Origin of the sequence: Paenibacillus sp. OAE614, assembly GCF_040546645.1 — a bacterium.
Classification (GTDB): domain Bacteria; phylum Bacillota; class Bacilli; order Paenibacillales; family Paenibacillaceae; genus Paenibacillus_AQ; species Paenibacillus_AQ favisporus.
This window is the reverse complement of record NZ_JBEPOD010000001.1, coordinates 541774-559869: the sequence shown is the minus strand read 5'-3', so window position 1 is coordinate 559869 and position 18096 is coordinate 541774. Positions and strand designations below refer to the sequence as shown.

The following is an 18096-nucleotide window of genomic DNA, read 5'->3' as shown; positions in this document are numbered from 1 at the left end:
TTAACGCGTTCAATTACAGCAACTCCGCCGGCTGCAGCTTCATTGTATAGAACACAGGCAGTTCGCTCTCGTTCTGCTGGTACAGCACGATCAGCACCGTCCCCCCGGAAGCCTCCGCTCCGTTGTCTCTGCCGCCCAGCAAGTCATCCAGCGCAAACGGCAGCACTTCAAGCACTGCATGCTTTTGCAGCTCCCGTTCGGACAAGCCCAGGGAAGCAAAGTTCCCCGAGACGAGCTCCGGATGCTCCGTAACCTTTCGCATCAGGCTGCTCCAATCGTCCTTGGCGAGCGGCTGCTCCCACCATATTTTACGCGGCTTGTATTTATGGTTGAGGAAGTAATCCAGCTTCATCAGCCCCAGAATCACATCCATGCGCTTCGTCTCCCGCTGCTTCAGGAAGGCGGCCAGACGCGTGAACAGGTCCTCGAGCTGATGGCCGATCTTCTGCCAGCCCTGCCCTTCCCAATAGTCGCCGAATTCCTGGAAGAAGTCGAAAGGTGACGGAAATTCATGGGTCATGAGATAATTCAGCGTATGATCCATCCGGTGCGCGTTCCAGTATTTCTCAAGCACATCCTCCAGCCGCTTAAGCCGGACGATGTCGGCAAATGGCAGCTTATGGCTGCCAAGAATTTCGTAAGGCGCCTGATCCATGTACGTGTAATCGTACTTGCCGGCATCGCGGCGCAGGCCGGTGCCCCGCAGCATTTTCAGAAAACCGAGCTGCAGCTCTTCCGGTCCCAGGGCAAACACGTCGTTAAACGTCTTGCGGAACGTTTCATAATCCTCTTCCGGCAGACCGGCGATCAGATCCAAATGCTGGTCGATTTTGCCGCTGTTTTTAATAATGCTGACGGTCCGGGACAGCTTCTCGAAATTTTGCCGCCGCTTGACGATAACGTTGGTCGGATCGTTCGTCGACTGTACGCCGATTTCGAACCGAAAAATCCCCGGGGGCGCGTTGTCTGCAAGATATTGCAGCACTTCGGGACGCATGATGTCTGCCGTAATTTCGAACTGGAACACGCAGCCGCGGTTATTTTTAATGAGAAAATCAAACATCTCCAGCGCATACTGATGGTTAATGTTAAACGTGCGGTCCAGAAACTTGATGATCTTCGCGCCGTGGTCGATCAAATACGTAATATCGGACTTCACCCGCTCGATGTCGTAATACCGGACGCCGTTCTCAATGCTGGAAAGGCAGAACTGGCACTGGAACGGACAGCCGCGGCTCGTCTCGAAGTAGACGATTCGCTTCCCCAAATTCGGGATATCCTCGGGAAAACGGTGCGGCGTGGGCAGCGTATTGAGATCGCTCTTCGGCCGCGGCGGGTTGATGATCACTTCGTCGCCCTTCCGGTAAGCAACGCCATAGACAAAATGGAACTTTCGGTCTCCTTGAATCACCTGCAGCAAATGGTGGAAGGTCTCTTCGCCGTCGCCCATGACGATGAAATCGACCGCCGGCATCCGCTCCATCCAATACTGGGTGTCATAGGAAACTTCCGGTCCGCCGAGCACGATCGTGACTTCCGGCATGACCTTCTTCACGATCTCGATCACTTTCAGCGTCTCTTCGATATTCCAAATATAGCAGGAGAACCCGATGACGTCGGGTTTCCGTTGAAACAGGTCGGACACGATGTTCATGACCGGGTCTTTGATCGTATACTCAGCCAGCTCGATATCAAATTCATGCTGGCTGTATGCCTTGAGCAGGCGGATCGCGAGGCAGGTATGGATGTATTTGGCATTCAGGGTGGATAACAGGACTTTCATCGGTTCACGACCTTCTTCTTATTCATCATATCCGCCGGCGTAGGCATCATCGCCCTGGTTTTGGAAAAAATCAAGAAACGGTCTGCCGTACTTCCGGAACTTCACCTCGCCGACGCCTTTAATATTCAGCATTTCATCTTCGGTCTGCGGGCATACCACGCTCATCTCGCGCAGCGTCGCATCGTTGAAAATAATATACGACGGCACATGCTCCTTGCCCGCGAGCTCGCGCCGGATCAGGCGCAGCTGCTCGAACACGGTCTCGTTGACCGCCGACGGCGAGACGTCGCGGCTGCGGGAGCTTCGGCTGCCCGTTTGCGCCGCTGCCGGGCGCGCGGTGCGCTGCAGCACCTGCCGCTGGCCCTTCAGCACTTCGGCCGCCAGCGGCTGCAGCCGTAGCACCGGATACTGGCCTTCCGAAAGCGCCAGATACCCCTCTGAGGCGAGCACGTTAATGATCTCGGAAATTTCCTTCTCCGTGCGGTTCGCCATCGTCCCGTAAGTGGACAGGCTGTCAAAGCCGTACTGCAGCACCTTTTTATTCTTCGAGCCCTTCAGCACCGCCGCCACCAGCGACACGCCAAAGCGCTCGCGCATCCGGTGGACGCAGGAAAAAATTTTCTGGGCATCGACCGTCATATCGACCAGCTCGCGGTCATCCGTACAGGAGCTGCAAATCCCGCAGGGCTTGTCCTCGTGAGACTCGCCGAAATAGTCCAGCATCGCGCTGCGCAAGCAGCGGGTCGTATAACAGTAATCGACCATTTGCTGAAGCTTGCGGTATTCGTTCGATTTGCGGTCCGTTTCCTGCGGGTTCTGCTCGATCAGAAACTTCTGCGTAATAATATCCTGCGGGCTGAACAGCAGAATACATTGGCTCGGCTCGCCGTCCCGGCCGGCGCGTCCGGCCTCCTGGACGTAAGCCTCCATGTTTTTCGGCATGTTGTAGTGAATGACGTACCGGACGTTGGACTTGTCAATGCCCATTCCGAACGCGTTGGTGGCAACCATCACCCGGATGTCGTCGTACAGAAAAGCCTCCTGGCTGGCAGCGCGCTCTTCATCGTTCATCCCCGCATGATAGCGGCCTGCGGCCAAACCTACGCTGCTCAGACGCTGGTACAAATCGTCCACGTCCTTGCGCGTCGCCGCGTAAATAATTCCCGGCTGGCTGTTATGCGCCTCGGCGTAGCTCATGACAAAATCGCGCTTGTTCTCCCCGCGCAGCACCGACATGGCCAGATTGTCCCGGCCGAGCCCGGTGACGAACACTTCCGGCTCCTGGAGCCTTAGCAGGCGGACCATGTCTTCGGTCACTTCCGGGGTAGCCGTCGCGGTGAACGCTGCCAGGATAGGCCGCTCAGGCAGCCCTTCCACGAACGGAGCTACCGACAGGTAGCTCGTCCGGAAGTCATGCCCCCACTGTGACACGCAATGGGCCTCGTCGACGGCCACGCAGGAAATTTCCAGCTGGGCCATTTCGTCGCGGAACCAGTCGAGCTCAAGCCGCTCCGGCGCCACGTACAGGAGCTTCAGCTCCCCCCGCTTGGCCGCGCGGATCCGCTCGTTCACTTCCTTACCGCTCAGCGTGCTGTTGATGTAAGCAGCGGCGATGCCCATCGCTGTCAGCGCATCGACCTGATCCTTCATCAGGGAGATCAGCGGCGATACGACCAAGGTCAGGCCCGGCAGCATCAGCGCCGGAATCTGGTAACAGATCGACTTGCCCCCGCCCGTCGGCATAATGCCCAGCGTATCCTGATGCTTCAGAAGGCTGGATACGATATGTTTCTGGCCCTCCCGGAAGTCGGGATAGCCGTAATATTTTTGCAGCATTTCCTGTGCCCGTTCCAAAGAAGGGGTCTCCACACTCATAAATAAGAACTCCTAACGATGCAAATTCAGCGGCGGCCCATGCAGCTTCCAAGGCTGCGCCACTTTTTTAAACTCAACCTTTGACTTTAGGGAATAGATACATGATGACTTTCGAGAATGACTTGATTCAGTCCAATTCTAAGTTTACCGGGGTTTCCGGGAATGAGCAACCGTGGTGAAGGGATTCTGCCCGTGCTGGGAGTGCATTTCTTGTTGGTAAAACAGAATGTGCCAGCGATGGTTGCAGCTTAAGCGGAACATGGGATGCAACTCCTGCCGACCGGTTCTCGTCATAAAAGATACATGGGGAGGGAGTGCAATGAAAAGAGGATTGTTTTCTTTGCTTATCGCTATGACGTTCCTGGCCGGGTGCTCTCAGGATTCTGATTTGGATAAAGGTAGCGCTGCACCTTCAGCAGAGATGGCAAATCAGGAGGATGGTATCCCCGTAGACATGCCGGATGATTTTAATTTCGTTGTCCGTTTTGGTTATGGCGATGTCACTAAAAATGAGATAAACACCTTTCAAGGGACCGTAACGAAAGATTTAATTACGAAAGGTACTGCAACAGCTCACCTAAAGTTCACCCAAGATGAAATGCGGGAGATTTACGGCAAAATGAGAGAAATCCACATCATGGCACCAAAGAGATTCACGAAAAGCCATAGCTGCTCCAAGTCGCCAAGCAATGAAGATGAGTGGACGGTAACCGTCGATGGTAAAACGGAGTCATTCTCGTGGACGGACCGGAATTGCGAACTGTCCGACGATGCGATTGCGTTGTTGGAATTAAGAAATTTCATTCAATCCATCGTAAACACCAAAGTGGCCTATCAGGCCTTGCCGGCAGCTGAAGGCGGTTATGACTAAGGGACGCTTGTTCATGGCCGAAAAAAAGTCGGCAGCCCGCCAGGCGCCTCCCATGATCGATGGGTCCATATGCACCGGCGGACTGCCGCTTAGCGGCGGTATTCAGCTTTTGTGGAGCTACGCCTCGTGAAAAGTTCGTTAAACATCGAATCGATCCGGCGCGGCTTACCAGGTCAGCGCTGTTTCGAGACCGCTCCTTGAGCGGTATCCCAGCGGTGGCTGTACTGCTCAAGCTTCGGATGCACCGCCTCCGGCTCCTCCGTCAGCAGCAGCCTCAGCTTGACGATCCACTCCCCAAAAGTGCTGTAGCTCGCAAACCGATTCGCCATATCCGGCGACATCAGCAGAAAATGCGGCGCGGGATATTTCTCCGTCAGATGGCGAAGGGCGGCTTCCACCGGCGTGTATTTTTTCCGGCGTCCCTCCCAGTTCTCGATAACCGTCTTCCCGTGTCCTTCAGACCTCCAGGCTTCCAGCCGTTTCTCCCGTTTATAATACGGGCTGACCGGTTCCTTGGTCATTCTCCGCACCGTCTCCTCATGCAGCGGATACAGCACCAGCTTCGAAAAGGACAGCACGCCGGCCAGCGACTCCGCTTCATTCAGACCTTCTTCATCGGTCTCTTCAAACGTATCGTAATAAATGAGCGTCCCCTTACGCTTCTGCACCGGAGGCTCGTACCCGTAGGGAACCGTCTGTACCGTATGCTTCATCCTCATCACTCCCCAGATTCATCCTATATGTAATGTACCCGGCAGCGGATGACGTGATCACTCCACTCCAAGTTGCGGAGGTTCGCAGAGTTATTCGTCGACCTCGTCCAGATGGTCCCGGCAGAAGTTTTCGAGCAGCTCCACTTCGTCCTCCTCCAGGTCAAAATCGAGGTACTGCCCCGTCGTTTTTTCATAAATTTCGTATTTCACGATCGCGGATTGGTCTTCGTCGACCTTGTAAATGACCCGGACATATAGTCCATTCTCCGTATAAAGCTCATCGTCATCAGGCACCTCGATGTCGAGCTTGAATTCATAGCGGGTTCCCTGCAAAATGCGGAACGGGTCCTTGACCTTCTCCGCTTCGTATTCCGTTATCGTCAGCATGTTGTCATCCTTTCATTCATCCATCCTATTCTTTATTGTACCAGACCTGTCCCGGTCCATTCACGGACACGAGCCCGCCGGGCATATAATAGCCCCATAAAGGGAGGCGTTAGCCATGATTTATGCAGTCATGCAGCTCATCGGCGGATTTATTTTGGCGTTCGGCTGGATTCCGCAAATTATTCAGGTCATCCGGACTAAATCGGTCGCGGATCTGAGCCTGAAAACGTTCGGCTCGCTCGTAGCCGGCATCGGCCTGATGGAAGTCTATGCCGTTCATATCGCGCAGGGCGGTGTCGGCATTCCGTTTCTGATCACCAATACGCTGTCGCTGGTGTTGATGCTGATTATGATCGGCTGCATTTTAAAATACCGCAAGCGGCCGTAGCGCAATACTAACGCATACTTTCTGCCCCATCAACCCAGCCATCCGATCATCAGCGGCAGCAATACAAAGGAAGCGAGCGTCGTCCATAATATGCACCGGGTCACGACTTTGGGGGCCGCATCAAACTGCTCGGCCAATATGACCGCGTTCACTGCAGCCGGCATGGAACTGAGCACCAGCATAACGTTAAACAATACGCCCTGAATGCCGAGCAGGTATAAGAGCAGCGCGGACGCCACCGGTGAGATCACCAGGCGCATCGCCAAACCGGCGTAGAAAGCTTTGTTCATCGCTGCCGTATAAGCTGTCTTCCCGCTCCTGACACTGACCATCTGCGCCCCCAAAATAAACAGAGCCACCGAGGAATACGCGCTCGAAATCATCGATATTCCTTGATTCAGCTCCTGCGGCAGCTCCACATGCGCTGTCCGGCAAATCACGGCAAGCACAGCCGCGTAGATCGACGGCAATTTGAAGATCGACAGCGCCGCCTGCTTTACGGAAAACTGCGAACGTGCGGCAAAATACACGCCCAGCGTATTGACGATGATGATCTGCAGAATAACGTACACTGATGCCTTATCCAGCCCCGCTTGCCCAAAGGCCAGCAGCACCAGCGGCAGACCATAATTGACGCAGTTCGTAAACAGCGCTGTCAGCGTGAGGCCTGATTGTTCGGCGGCCGGTAGCGACCACGCTTTTCCAATCCCTACTGCAATCCCCCACAGCAGCAGCATATTAAGGACCGTGAACAAAACAGTATCCGTAATCTCTCCGTAGCTGATGTCAGCCCCAATCAGCGTTTCGAAAATAAGAGCCGGACTCAGCAGGTACAGGGACAGCGTGGAGATCGGCTTGGTATCGATCGGCTTAAAATGCTTGATCAGCGCCCCTCCGATCACCGGCAGCGATATCGGTAGAAACACCTGGTACACTGTAGTCACAAACGTCTGCAGCATATGTAATCCTTTCCTGTCTTTGTGCTATGTTTAATCCCAGACGGGGGCCTTCTCCGGATGCCGCTTCAATTCAAACATCAGCCTGATCTGCTCATCCGTATTACGGATTTGCGAAAGGGCGGGAAGGTCGTCCTCTGCAAAAAACTGAACGCCGCTCGTCTCTACCCCCTCAGCCGCTTCGCCGCCGGTGATTTCGCAGGCGATGAATATTTTATACACATGATACGGGCCCGGCGGATTATGCTTCAGGTTATCGAGCACGGCCAGGAGCCGGGTCGGTGTAACCACAAATCCGGACTCCTCCCGTACTTCCTTCACGGCAATTTCGGAAGGCGACAGCCCGATATCCGCCCAACCGCCTGGCAGCGACCATTCCCCTTCGGCCTTTTCGCGGACAAGTAAAATTTGATTTCCCTGAAAAATCACCCCTCGCACATCCACCTTCGGTGTGGCGTATCCGTCTTCCCCGGCAAAAAGTGCCGTCAACAGTTCGGTCTCAACATTGGTGTACTCCCGCATAATCTCTACGCTCAGTGCCCGAAGCTGTTCAAAGCGTTCCAGGTCATATACGTCCCGCGAGTAAGCCAAGCCTGTCTGGGCCACGGCTTGAATCTGTTTGGCCCACTCCAGCCATTTCAACGGTTTGTTCATCGGCAGGTCTCCTCCTCTGAATCGAATTCAACATTTTTTCATGAAAATTATTGAGAAAGATTATCATTGAGAATGAATGTGTGATACAATGATCTCGAGTCATCATTCATTAACATATCATAAGGAGTCGACGACCATGGTGAAAGCCCCTGATCAAAAATACGCTTCTTTGCGGGTTGACGATTATCTTGACCTTTTAAACCTGGCGAAGCAGCTGCAAGACACCCGGTGGCAGAAGGAAATTATCCGCAAGCTCGAACGCCTCAACAATACATCGATCCATCCATTGTCCTGTTAACATAGAAGACCGCGGGGCGCGTATTTTGATAGTACCATGCCTTCGGGGGAATCTGAACATATTTTCCAAAAGTATACCGTGAGTGTATTTGATATTACAGCAGGGGTGCCCAGAAGGTGCTTCTGCTTTATTTGTGTTGGTCACCCTGCGTCTTCAGCCAATTTTCCCACCGGCTGGTCATGGACAAGCGTGCCTCGGTGCTTCGCTCGGAATAGGTGCCCTGCCCTTCCATCCACTCCGGTACAGGCGGAAATTGTACACCTGTAATCCGTTCCAGTGCATTGCAGCGCTCGCCAAAGGTGGAAGCCCGTTGATGATTCGCTTCCTCGGCTAATCCCGCTATCAAGGGCCGGACAAACAGTGGATCATTGATGTTTGCTGCGAGACGGACAGCCCAATACCGAATATCCAAGCTCGGGTCCCCAAGCAATGGAACGAGCTCCTCTGTGATTTCATCCCACCATTCTGGGTGCCTCTGGATCGCATACACCCCAGCCATGCGAACGTGGGGACTTGGGTCCCGAAGCAGTTCCCGTACCAATCCGGCTGTGCCCCTTTCCGAAAGTTCCGACAATAAAAGGGCGGATACGCAGCGAACTTTTTCATCGGGATGCTGAAGCCATTTATACAGTGGTTGTTTCAGTTCGATTAGGGAGGCATCGGAGTAAAAGGAGAGCAGCGACTTCATCACTTTATCGGTGTCACCACTCTGCAACGCTTGCAGCCTGTCGGCCAATCCTTTTCTTTTCCACCGTTGCCAACAAGCGTAAGCCCCCTCCCCCTGTATTTTCTCGATTCCATGATCAAAGTTCACAGCTGCATAGACATCAACAACGCCCTGCCTGCAGTTCGTTCCATATCGGGAGCGAGGATCGGCTGGTCGCCAGTAGAGCAGACCTCACCTGCCGGGAAGACCAGTTTGGTCTAGCCTCCCAGATGCAAGCGGCAGCTCCCAAGATCATTGGGGCCGCAAAGGAGGTTCCTTCTGTCCTGGCATAGCCCCAAGGCAAAGAATCGGATGAGGCAGTGAAATGGTTCAGAAATTCCTTTCTGGACTGGAACGGAGTGGGCAGTACGATATTAGCTGCAGGGGCCAAAATTTCCGGAGTCCACTTATTTTCAAACGTCACGCCTCTGCTATTGGGATACGGGAGCGCATGCTCCGCCTTTCCATCTTTCGGAATGATCACACCGCCTACCGACAAAACCGACGGGGCAGCCGCGGGTGCGTTGCTAATCAGCTCATGGGTATTCCCACATGCCGAGACCAACAGCAGTCCTTCGCCGGCCAACTCTTCGCATAATCTGCGAATGGGGTCAGCCTGCCAAGGCAGCAGCCCGGTGTCTCTGGAAGCGCTCACGGTCAAAACTGCCCCGCGAATGCGGTATTGGCGCCAGTTCGCTTTTAACCAGAGGAGTGCCCCTCCAATTTTCTCTTCAAGATCCTTGGGAGTGTGGAACGGTCCTGCTTCGAGTAAAAATAAATGGGCTTCAGGTGCTGCCCCAGCGTACTCTCCTTCCGAAAGCTCACCGGATCCGGCAGCAGCGGCTGCGCTCATTAATCCGTGATGCCCTCGATCCCAAGGGCCTTGGTCAGCAGCTAGAAGTTCAGGCAGTGCCTGAGAGTCTGATGTGCGGACCAGATATGTGTCCCGCCGTTTGTTTGATGCAATGTCAGGATGGTGCGGGAAAATGCCGTCAATGACGGCGATATTGACGTTCTTCCCCGTTAAATGGTCTGGAATAGCCAGAAATGATCGAATCGATGGCCACATGCTAATCTCCTCCCTCATTTTGGAATGAAATGCTTACTGCTGCCTCTCCTCACACGCACGAAAAAACGGACTGCCTCCAGGCAGTCCGTTTCGTTGTATACGTTCTGGTAAAATATGATATTAACCTTCGAGCAGCAGAGATTCCGGATCTTCCAGCATCTCTTTGATCGTCACCAGGAAGCGTACGGCATCAGCGCCGTCGACGATCCGGTGGTCATAGGACAGGGCGATATACATCATTGGACGGTTCTCCATCCGCTCGGCGTCGATGGCCACAGGGCGAAGCTGGATGTTGTGCATGCCCAGGATACCAACCTGTGGTGCGTTCAGGATCGGCGTGGACAGCAGGGAACCGAAGGTTCCGCCGTTCGTGATCGTGAACGTTCCGCCTTGGAGCTCGGACAGCGCCAGCGTATTGCTGCGCGCCTTGCCGGCCAGCGTGGCGATCTCTCTTTCGATGTCGGCAAAGCTGAGGCGGTCGGCATCACGGACGACAGGCACGACGAGGCCTTCTTTGGCCGATACGGCGATACCGATATCGTAGTATTTCTTCACGATAATGTCTTCCCCGTCGATCTCCGCGTTCAGGTGAGGGAACTTCTTCAGCGCACCCACCACCGCTTTTGTGAAGAAGGACATGAAGCCGAGGCCGATGTCATGCTTCTCTTTGAAAGCATCTTTGCGGCGTTTGCGAATGTCCATGATCGCCGTCATGTCCACCTCGTTGAAGGTCGTCAGCATGGCAGCCGTTCTTTGCGCTTCCACCAGGCGTTTGGCGATCGTCGCGCGGCGGCGGGACATGCGTGTGCGTTCCGCCGGTTTGCCCGGCTGGGATACTGCTGCTGGAGCGGCTGCCTGCGGCGCCGGTGCAGCAGCCTTAGGCGCTGCCGGAGCTTCTGTATGGTTCTTCACGTTGTCCGGATAAATGCGGCCTTTCGGATCACGGCTCGATACCTGATCCAGGTCGATGCCCTGCTCGCGGGCCAGCTTGCGTGCGGCCGGCGACGCGGCGAGGTAACCTTCGCCTTCGCCGGAACGTGCAGGCTCGGCTGCTGCTGGCGCTGCCGGTTGGGCTGGTGCCGCCGCAGGAGCAGAAGGCTGCTGAGCCTGCGGCGCCTCTTCCTTCGCTGCCGGTGCGGATGCCGGTTTGGCGTCGCCGCCGGTGCCCATACGTCCGATCACTTCACCGATTTGAACCGTATCCCCGTCTTTTCTCAGAATTTTCTCCACCACGCCGTCTTCTTCGGCACTGATTTCCAGATTGACCTTATCCGTTTCAAGTTCGAGGAGAACGTCGCCCTGGCTGACTGCCTGGCCTTCCTCCACATGCCATTTAAAAATCGTTCCTTCTGTGATGGATTCTCCCATTGCCGGTACTGTAATATCGCTCACTGCCGCTACCTCCCCAGAGTGATGTTATGTTTAATGGATTTTTGATTCAATGCTGCCGCAACGATTTGCTGCTGCTCGAAGGCGTGTACTTGTTGGAAGCCGCTCGCCGTACTGGAGCGTTCCGGACGGCCGTTGTAGTTCACCGGCGTATCCTTCGGCGCCACCTTGCGGAGCTTGGACTCGATGTAGCGCCATGCTCCCATGTTCTCAGGCTCTTCCTGTACCCACAAAATTTCCTTCACGTTCGTAAAGCGGGCCAGAATGCCGGCGACTTCCTTCTCAGGGAACGGATACAGCTGCTCCACACGGAGGATGTGCAGCCATTCGTTCGCCTCGCCGCTCTTCTCCAGCGCCTCCTCCAGTTCAACGGCAATCTTGCCGCTGCACAGGATGATGCGCTCTACGCGCTCCGGACGTCCGCCCAGACCTGGCTGTTCCAGCACAGGCTTGAAGGAGCCTTCGGCGAATTCGGCCGGGCTGGAAGCCACGCGGGCATTCCGGATCAGGCTCTTCGGCGACATCAAGATCAGCGGACGCGCATCTTCGCTTTCGGTCAGTGCCGCTTGACGGCGCAGCAAGTGGAAGTACTGGGCTGCCGTCGTAACGTTCGCTACAGTAAAGTTCTCTTCCCCGCCGAGCTGCAGGAACCGTTCCAGACGGGCACTGGAGTGCTCCGGTCCGGCGCCTTCGTAGCCGTGAGGCAGGAGCATCACAAGGCTCGATTTCTGTCCCCATTTAGAGCGGCCGGCCGAAATGAACTGGTCGGTGATCACCTGTGCCACGTTGGAGAAGTCACCGTACTGGGCTTCCCAAATGACCAAGGTCTCCGGCGAGTACACGTTGTAGCCGTATTCGAATCCGAGCACCGCTGCTTCGGACAGCGGGCTGTTGTAAATTGCAAAGGATGCCTTGGCATCCGGCAGATGATGAATCGGGCAGTAAGTCGAGCCGTTCTTCGTATCATGCAGCACCAAGTTGCGGTGCGCAAAAGTGGCCCGCTCGGCGTCCTGACCGGTCAGCCGGATCGGCTTGCCGTCCGCGACGATCGAAGCGAACGCCAGCGTCTCTGCAAGACCCCAATCCACCTTCTCCCCTTCGTTCAGCGCGGTTTCCCGGCGTTCCAGAATACGCTGCAGCTTAGGATAGACGTTGAAGTCACCCGGACGGCTCAGCAGATCCTTATTGATCTTGCGCAGCTTGCCAATCGGCACGGCCGTCTTGATCTTGCCGATCCGCTCTTCGGCTGGCGTCTGGTGATGCGAGTTGGCCGGATCCTGTTCCTTGTCCTTAATCCGGTCGTATGCCGCCTTCAGGCGCTCCTGAACCTGCTGGATGATCTGCGCGGATTCTTCCTTACTGATCACGCCTTCCTTGATCAGGATATCCGCATAAATGGCGGCAACCCGCGGATGAGTCTTCACTTTCTGGTATACGAGCGGCTGGGTCGTATCCGGATCGTCCGTTTCGTTGTGGCCGTAGCGGCGGTAACCGACCAAGTCAATCAGGAAGTCCTTCTTGAACTTGTTGCGGTATTCGCTGGCCAGGCGCATCGCGTTGATGCACGCTTCGGGATCGTCGGCGTTCACGTGAACGATCGGAATTTCATAACCTTTCGCCAGGTCACTTGCGTAATGCGTCGAACGGGAGTCTTTACTCTCCGTCGTAAAGCCGATGTTGTTGTTCGCAATAATATGAATCGTTCCGCCGTTCTGGAAGCCCGGCAGCTTGTTGAAGTTCAAGGTCTCTGCCACGATGCCTTCGCCCGGGAATGCGGAATCCCCATGAATCAGCACCGTCGCGGCTTTGTTTACGTCCTGCTGCGGATATCCCGGCTCGGTGCGGTCCTCCTGGGCGGCGCGGGCAAAGCCCTCGACCACCGGATTAACGTACTCCAGATGGCTTGGGTTGTTCGCGAGCGTGATCTTCGCTTTGACGTCGCCGCCTTCAACGGTGCGGTTCGCACCCAGATGGTATTTCACGTCTCCGGTCCAGCCGAAATTGATGCCCATCGATCCTTCCGAAGGGAACATCTTCTTGTTCGGGGAGTGATGGAATTCCGCGAAAATTTTATCGTAAGGCTTGCCGAGCACGTGAGCCAGCACGTTCAGACGGCCCCTGTGGGCCATGCCCATCAAAATATGCTCCGCGCCTTCGTCCACCATGTGGTGGACAAGCTCATCCAGCATCGGAACCATCGTGTCGGTTCCTTCGATGGAGAAGCGCTTCTGCCCAACAAAAGTTTTGTGAAGGAACTCTTCGAATTGATCTACTTCCACCAGTCTTTCCAGCAGCGCCTTTTTCTGCTCTGCGTTCAAAGGAACCACAGACTGGTTCTCGACCTGGCGGTTAAGCCATACGCGCTCCTCCACTTCATGGACGTGGCTGAATTCATAAGCAATCGTGCCTGTATATGTTTGACGCAGTTTCTGGATGGCTTCCCAGCCAGTTCTCACGTTATCGGGAGCTCCGTCCCAGATCAATGAAGCCGGAAATGCTTCCAGGTCGGATTGGCTCAGCCCGTACTGATCAGGCTCAAGCACCCGTGTGTCGGCTTTGGGGAGAATGCCCAGCGGATCAATGTCTGCCGCCAGGTGTCCGTAAGTGCGGATGTTCCACACCAGCTTGCCTGCGTCAACGCCCTTCTTCAGCAGGTTGCCATCCAAAGCAACGGATTTCGGTGCCGCAGCCGGCTCCAGCTCGGCAGACGCCATCGGCGGCGCTCCCCACAGCTGGAACACTTTACGGTACGTTTCGTCCACCGATTCCGGATCATTTACATAACGTTCGTACTGTTCCTGGACGTACCCCAGATTGGGCCCGTAATACGATTCCCAAGCCCCCTGCGCTTGCTCGTCTCTCTTATTGGTTATCATCGTTAACGTGATACCTCCGCCTTGATTTTTTAATAGTCATATAGAATGAATAAACCGCTTCATTGTTCAATCTATATTTGGACGGAAATCTGAACAATCAATGCAATGTAATGTAAGCCATTTCACGAAAATGTAAGCGGCTCAATTTCTATTATAAACAATTCGGAGCCAGACCTGAAATAACCATTTAATATAGTTATCATCTAAAAAACAGATGGATTAAGTTTGTCACCCATTCTCGTATATGACAATATTTACAGCTCCTCTTCGCCAAAAAGCGACAGCTGTCCCGGAGGCTTCTCCGGGGTCTTCATGCCGAGCTTGTCCATCAGCTGAATTGCATTGTCCGCCGCATCCCCGCCCGAATTGTTGTTAAAAATGACCCAGCATTCCCGGGTTTTCTCCAGCAGCTTCCCGATATGCTCCTTCCATTCCTCAAGCTCCTTGTCGCTGTACCTGTACAAATACCGGACCTCCCGCCAATTGGGCTGACCGCTGGAATGCCATCCCGCCGCATTGCGGCCATGCAGACGCACAAGCGACACGTCTTCACGGGTCGCTTCCAGAACGAGCGGCACCGATCCCTCTCCGGCCTGAGGCTCGTCGCAGACGGTATGAATCCATCCTTCTTCCTTCATAAAAGCCAGCGTCTTCTCCCTCATCTCCCCGGCAAACCAGCTCTGATGGCGGAATTCCAACGCCAGCGGAAATCCGTCCATCCACTCGCGGGTCCGGCGCAGAATGTCCACATGCTTGCGCTCACAGTCAAACCACGGCGGATACTGAAACAGCACGGCGCTCAGCTTGCCGGCCTGGCGCAGCACCTCCGCAGACTCCCGGAATGCTTGAAACATTGTCCTGGAATCAGGATAAGGGCTTTTGCCCCGGGCGTGTCCGGTCATTCCCTGATAGGCTTTCACCACAAAACCGAAGGAATCCGGCGTTTGGGCAGCCCATTTCTCCATACGCTCCGGCGAGGGAGTTGCATAGAATGAGTTATCCATTTCTACAATGGGGAACACGTTGCCGTACATCCCCAGCTTCTCACCCGCCTTGGTTCCCTTTTCGTAAATGTCGTCATGATCCCCCCAGCCGGAAAGTCCGATTCGAACCCGCTCGGCGGGGGTTATCGTCTCATCCATAGCCATCGACTCCATCCATAGTATTGACCAACAATAATTTTCCAAGTATAAATCCGCTTACCATACCTATACCCGATTGAAGGAGGCGTCCTTCAGATCTTGCGATATTCCAGAAAGTGGATATGATAAGAGATATGCGTCAGCTTTACGATCTTTAGTAGCAAAGGAGCATGAATGTATGAGCCATTCGTTCGTCATGTTTTCCGGCCCGCACCTTGCTGCTCTGACGGTCTTCGTGCTCGCCTGCATCCTGCTGTTCCTTGGCAGAATCCGCCTTCAGGACAGCATGCCGGCCAGACAGACGGTCCGTTACTTGATCATCGCCTGTCTGATCGCCTCCGAAATCGCACTCGACATATGGAACATAACAGAAGGCTACTGGAACATCAAGTCCACGCTGCCGCTCGAGCTGTGCAGCATTACGCTGCTGCTCTCGGTCGTCATGCTGGCCGTCCGCAGCCGCTTCCTCTATCAAATCCTATTCTTCGCCGGGATCGGCGGCGCCCTTCAGGCCCTCATCACCCCAAGCCTTGATTTTGCCTACCCTCATTTCCGGTTCTTTCAATTTTTCGCGGCCCATATGCTTATCATTTTGGCATCCCTGTACATGACCTGGGTCGAAAAGCTTCAACCCACCTGGAGATCTATCGGCTGGACAATGATTTTTCTGAACGTTCTTGCACTTGGAGTTGGCGTCATCAACTGGATGCTGGGGTCCAACTACATGTTTCTGATGCACAAGCCGCCAACCGCTTCGATTCTGGACTTTCTCGGTCCGCACCCCTTATATTTACTGGCGGAGGAAGGAATCGCCCTGCTGATTTTCGCATTGATGCAGCTGCTGTTCTTTGTCCTGCCCGCGAAAATATCCAAAGCGTCCGCGGCAGCCAAAGCCAGGGACAAAAGCGTTCTTTAAGCCGGCCATAAAGCCTTTCACGCTGCCCTCGCCGGTATCTCCTTCCGCTGCCTCTACGTTGTGATCTCCCTGCCGAAGTTCTATAATGAACGGAAAGCTTAGAAGCTGTGAACCGGCTGATGAACTGACAAGGAGATGGACCCCATGACTGGACCGAAAGTTGTGCAAAATATTACCGAGCTCATCGGCGATACCCCGGCGGTCAAGCTCCGCCGTTTGGCGGGAGAACAGGATGCTGACGTGTACGTGAAGCTCGAATACTTCAACCCTAGCGGAAGCGTCAAGGACCGGGCCGCTTATAATTTGATCGCGCAGGCGGAGCAGGACGGCCTGCTGAAGCCGGGCTCGACCATTATCGAGCCAACGAGCGGCAACACCGGCATCGGGCTGGCGATGAACGCGGCGGCCAAAGGATACCGCGCTATTATGGTGATGCCCGACAACATGACCAAGGAGCGGATCAATCTGCTGAAGGCATATGGAGCCGAAGTGGTGCTGACGCCAGCAGCGGAGCGGATGCCTGGTGCTATCCGCAAGGCGCAGGAGCTGCAAGGGGAAATTGAAGGCAGCTTCATCCCCCAGCAGTTCGAGAACCGGGCCAACCCGGATATCCACCGCCGTACGACGGCGCTGGAAATTCTGGAGCAGATGGAAGGGCGGCTGGATGCCTTCGTCGCAACGGCGGGCACCGGCGGAACCATTACCGGCACGGGCGAAGTGCTGAAGGAGAGACTCCCCGGCATCGGCATCTATGTCGCCGAGCCGAAAGGCTCGCCCGTGCTATCCGGAGGCCAGCCGGGACCGCATAAGCTGGTGGGCACCAGCCCCGGATTCATCCCGCCGATCCTGAACACGGACGTCTACGACGAAATTTTTCAGGTCAGCGACGAAGACGCCATCGGAACGACGCGCAGGCTTGCCGCCGAAGAAGGCATCCTGGTCGGCCCCTCCTCAGGCGCTTCCGTCTGGACCGCGCTGCAGGTAGCCCGGCGTCTGGGACCCGGCAAACGGGTGCTGTGCATTGCGCCGGATACCGGAGAACGGTATCTGAGCATGGGTATTTTTTAGTCGTGCGCAAATCATCGAAAGGCATCCACCGGTTTGTATACCCGGCTGATGCCTTTTTTGTGTTCATCGGTTGAGACGGGTATATGCCCGAATGGGAGAGCAACATCTCAAAATCCGTCTCATGCTATAAATGACTCAAGCAGGCCACAGCCTGTTAAACCGATGAGGAGTTGACAATACATGAATAGATTGACTGGAAAAACAGCACTGATTACCGGAGCGAGCCGCGGCATCGGCCGGGCTATCGCGCTACGCCTGGCCGCCGAGGGAGCGCTGGTGGTTCTCCATTATGGACAAAACCGCTCCGCCGCCGAGGCGGTCGCCCGCGAGATCGAGCAGCAGGGCGGAACGGCGCTGCTCCTCGGGGCGGACTTCAGATCCGTTCGCGGCATCCCGGGGATGTATGAAGCCCTGGACGGCCTTCTGGAGAATCATACAGGCAGCCCCGGCCTGGACATTCTTGTAAACAATGCGGGCATCGGACTTTCCCTTCCCATCGAGGCGACAACGGAGGAAGCCTTCGATGAGGTGATGAACGTGAACGTCAAAGCACCGTTTTTCGTCATTCAGCAAGCACTGCCGCGGCTGCGGGACGGCGGGCGGATCATCAACATCTCCTCCGCGACGACCCGGATCTCGCTTCCGGTTATTCCCGCCTACAGCATGTCCAAAGGGGCGATCAATACGCTGACCCTGAACCTTTCGACTCAGCTTGGCTCCCGCGGCATTACGATCAACGCGATCATGCCGGGATTCGTGGAGACCGAGATGAATGCCGAGACGCTGCAGACGCCGGAAGGCCGCGAGTTTGGCGCGAACTTCTCGATCTTCAAGCGATGGGGACAGCCGGAAGATGTCGCCGATATCGCCGCCTTTCTGGCATCGGATGACAGCCGCTGGATCACGGGCCAGCTATTGGACGCCAGCGGCGGAACGCATCTGTAACGGGGCTTGCCGTGCCTCGCGCCCGGTTGCCATGCAGAGAGCCATTAAAAGCAAAAATCC

At 55.3% G+C, this 18096-nt stretch carries 17 protein-coding genes; 6 read left to right on the top strand and 11 right to left on the bottom strand.

Annotation, left to right across the window (positions count from 1 at the left end):
• Positions 1 to 13 precede the first annotated feature (13 nt).
• Positions 14 to 1783, bottom strand: coding sequence for a B12-binding domain-containing radical SAM protein (locus ABIE48_RS03050; RefSeq protein ID WP_192716453.1), 1770 nt, complete (start codon positions 1781 to 1783; stop codon positions 14 to 16).
• A gap of 18 nt (positions 1784 to 1801) precedes the next feature.
• Positions 1802 to 3658, bottom strand: a complete 1857-nt coding sequence (gene recQ / locus ABIE48_RS03045) for a DNA helicase RecQ (RefSeq protein WP_192716452.1) — start codon at positions 3656 to 3658, stop codon at positions 1802 to 1804.
• A gap of 319 nt (positions 3659 to 3977) precedes the next feature.
• Here recQ and ABIE48_RS03040 point away from each other — a divergent pair, with 319 nt between their 5' ends.
• A complete protein-coding gene (locus ABIE48_RS03040) occupies positions 3978 to 4529 on the top strand; it encodes a hypothetical protein (protein WP_192716451.1) in 552 nt (183 codons plus the stop codon).
• Between the two features lie 173 nt (positions 4530 to 4702).
• Here ABIE48_RS03040 and ABIE48_RS03035 read toward each other — a convergent pair whose 3' ends face one another.
• On the bottom strand, positions 4703 to 5242 hold the full coding sequence (locus tag ABIE48_RS03035; RefSeq protein ID WP_192716450.1) for a hypothetical protein: 540 nt from the start codon (positions 5240 to 5242) through the stop codon (positions 4703 to 4705).
• Positions 5243 to 5332: 90 nt separating this feature from the next.
• Positions 5333 to 5629 (bottom strand): DUF6509 family protein, encoded by a 297-nt coding sequence (locus ABIE48_RS03030; protein ID WP_105445864.1) that lies wholly within the window; start codon positions 5627 to 5629, stop codon positions 5333 to 5335.
• 115 nt (positions 5630 to 5744) lie between these two features.
• Here ABIE48_RS03030 and ABIE48_RS03025 point away from each other — a divergent pair, with 115 nt between their 5' ends.
• Positions 5745 to 6017 (top strand): SemiSWEET family sugar transporter, encoded by a 273-nt coding sequence (locus ABIE48_RS03025; protein WP_076173260.1) that lies wholly within the window; start codon positions 5745 to 5747, stop codon positions 6015 to 6017.
• Between the two features lie 29 nt (positions 6018 to 6046).
• Here the strand turns inward: ABIE48_RS03025 and ABIE48_RS03020 are convergent, their stop codons facing one another.
• On the bottom strand, positions 6047 to 6976 hold the full coding sequence (locus ABIE48_RS03020) for an AEC family transporter (RefSeq protein WP_192716449.1): 930 nt from the start codon (positions 6974 to 6976) through the stop codon (positions 6047 to 6049).
• A gap of 30 nt (positions 6977 to 7006) precedes the next feature.
• A complete protein-coding gene (locus ABIE48_RS03015; protein WP_192716448.1) occupies positions 7007 to 7627 on the bottom strand; it encodes an NUDIX hydrolase in 621 nt (206 codons plus the stop codon).
• 136 nt (positions 7628 to 7763) lie between these two features.
• On the opposite strand from ABIE48_RS03015, the gene ABIE48_RS03010 reads away from it, so the two are divergent.
• Complete coding sequence (locus ABIE48_RS03010; protein ID WP_163878816.1) at positions 7764 to 7925, top strand: hypothetical protein; 162 nt, start codon at positions 7764 to 7766, stop codon at positions 7923 to 7925.
• Positions 7926 to 8052: 127 nt separating this feature from the next.
• Here the strand turns inward: ABIE48_RS03010 and ABIE48_RS03005 are convergent, their stop codons facing one another.
• From ABIE48_RS03005 to ABIE48_RS02985, 5 genes are all read right to left on the bottom strand, one after another.
• Positions 8053 to 8661: a HEAT repeat domain-containing protein gene (locus ABIE48_RS03005; protein WP_354518283.1), complete on the bottom strand. Its 609-nt coding sequence runs from the start codon at positions 8659 to 8661 to the stop codon at positions 8053 to 8055.
• A gap of 91 nt (positions 8662 to 8752) precedes the next feature.
• Positions 8753 to 9700, bottom strand: coding sequence for a S8 family serine peptidase (locus ABIE48_RS03000; protein ID WP_192716446.1), 948 nt, complete (start codon positions 9698 to 9700; stop codon positions 8753 to 8755).
• Between the two features lie 120 nt (positions 9701 to 9820).
• Entirely contained in the window at positions 9821 to 11092 is a 1272-nt protein-coding gene (odhB, locus tag ABIE48_RS02995; protein WP_145025553.1) for a 2-oxoglutarate dehydrogenase complex dihydrolipoyllysine-residue succinyltransferase, read from the bottom strand.
• Positions 11093 to 11097: 5 nt separating this feature from the next.
• A complete protein-coding gene (locus tag ABIE48_RS02990) occupies positions 11098 to 13965 on the bottom strand; it encodes a 2-oxoglutarate dehydrogenase E1 component (protein WP_145025555.1) in 2868 nt (955 codons plus the stop codon).
• 254 nt (positions 13966 to 14219) lie between these two features.
• On the bottom strand, positions 14220 to 15107 hold the full coding sequence (locus ABIE48_RS02985) for a DUF72 domain-containing protein (protein ID WP_145025557.1): 888 nt from the start codon (positions 15105 to 15107) through the stop codon (positions 14220 to 14222).
• Positions 15108 to 15285: 178 nt separating this feature from the next.
• Between ABIE48_RS02985 and ABIE48_RS02980 the strand changes: the two genes are divergently transcribed.
• The 3 genes from ABIE48_RS02980 (at position 15286) to ABIE48_RS02970 (ending at position 18036) form a co-directional block, all read left to right on the top strand.
• Positions 15286 to 16023: a YwaF family protein gene (locus ABIE48_RS02980; protein WP_105445872.1), complete on the top strand. Its 738-nt coding sequence runs from the start codon at positions 15286 to 15288 to the stop codon at positions 16021 to 16023.
• A gap of 144 nt (positions 16024 to 16167) precedes the next feature.
• Positions 16168 to 17091 (top strand): cysteine synthase A, encoded by a 924-nt coding sequence (cysK, locus tag ABIE48_RS02975; RefSeq protein WP_192716445.1) that lies wholly within the window; start codon positions 16168 to 16170, stop codon positions 17089 to 17091.
• 180 nt (positions 17092 to 17271) lie between these two features.
• A complete protein-coding gene (locus ABIE48_RS02970; RefSeq protein ID WP_145025561.1) occupies positions 17272 to 18036 on the top strand; it encodes an SDR family oxidoreductase in 765 nt (254 codons plus the stop codon).
• Positions 18037 to 18096: the final 60 nt, after the last annotated feature.

Coding starts and splice junctions, on each gene's coding strand:
- ABIE48_RS03015 (WP_192716448.1), bottom strand. CDS start 7,627: ATGAACAAACCGTTGAAATGGCTGGAGTGGGCCAAACAGATTCAAGCC.
- ABIE48_RS03020 (WP_192716449.1), bottom strand. CDS start 6,976: ATGCTGCAGACGTTTGTGACTACAGTGTACCAGGTGTTTCTACCGATA.
- ABIE48_RS03025 (WP_076173260.1), top strand. CDS start 5,745: ATGATTTATGCAGTCATGCAGCTCATCGGCGGATTTATTTTGGCGTTC.
- ABIE48_RS02990 (WP_145025555.1), bottom strand. CDS start 13,965: ATGATAACCAATAAGAGAGACGAGCAAGCGCAGGGGGCTTGGGAATCG.
- ABIE48_RS02970 (WP_145025561.1), top strand. CDS start 17,272: ATGAATAGATTGACTGGAAAAACAGCACTGATTACCGGAGCGAGCCGC.
- ABIE48_RS03030 (WP_105445864.1), bottom strand. CDS start 5,629: ATGCTGACGATAACGGAATACGAAGCGGAGAAGGTCAAGGACCCGTTC.
- recQ (WP_192716452.1), bottom strand. CDS start 3,658: ATGAGTGTGGAGACCCCTTCTTTGGAACGGGCACAGGAAATGCTGCAA.
- ABIE48_RS02985 (WP_145025557.1), bottom strand. CDS start 15,107: ATGGATGAGACGATAACCCCCGCCGAGCGGGTTCGAATCGGACTTTCC.
- ABIE48_RS03040 (WP_192716451.1), top strand. CDS start 3,978: ATGAAAAGAGGATTGTTTTCTTTGCTTATCGCTATGACGTTCCTGGCC.
- cysK (WP_192716445.1), top strand. CDS start 16,168: ATGACTGGACCGAAAGTTGTGCAAAATATTACCGAGCTCATCGGCGAT.
- ABIE48_RS03035 (WP_192716450.1), bottom strand. CDS start 5,242: ATGAAGCATACGGTACAGACGGTTCCCTACGGGTACGAGCCTCCGGTG.
- ABIE48_RS02980 (WP_105445872.1), top strand. CDS start 15,286: ATGAGCCATTCGTTCGTCATGTTTTCCGGCCCGCACCTTGCTGCTCTG.
- ABIE48_RS03010 (WP_163878816.1), top strand. CDS start 7,764: ATGGTGAAAGCCCCTGATCAAAAATACGCTTCTTTGCGGGTTGACGAT.
- ABIE48_RS03050 (WP_192716453.1), bottom strand. CDS start 1,783: ATGAAAGTCCTGTTATCCACCCTGAATGCCAAATACATCCATACCTGC.
- ABIE48_RS03000 (WP_192716446.1), bottom strand. CDS start 9,700: ATGTGGCCATCGATTCGATCATTTCTGGCTATTCCAGACCATTTAACG.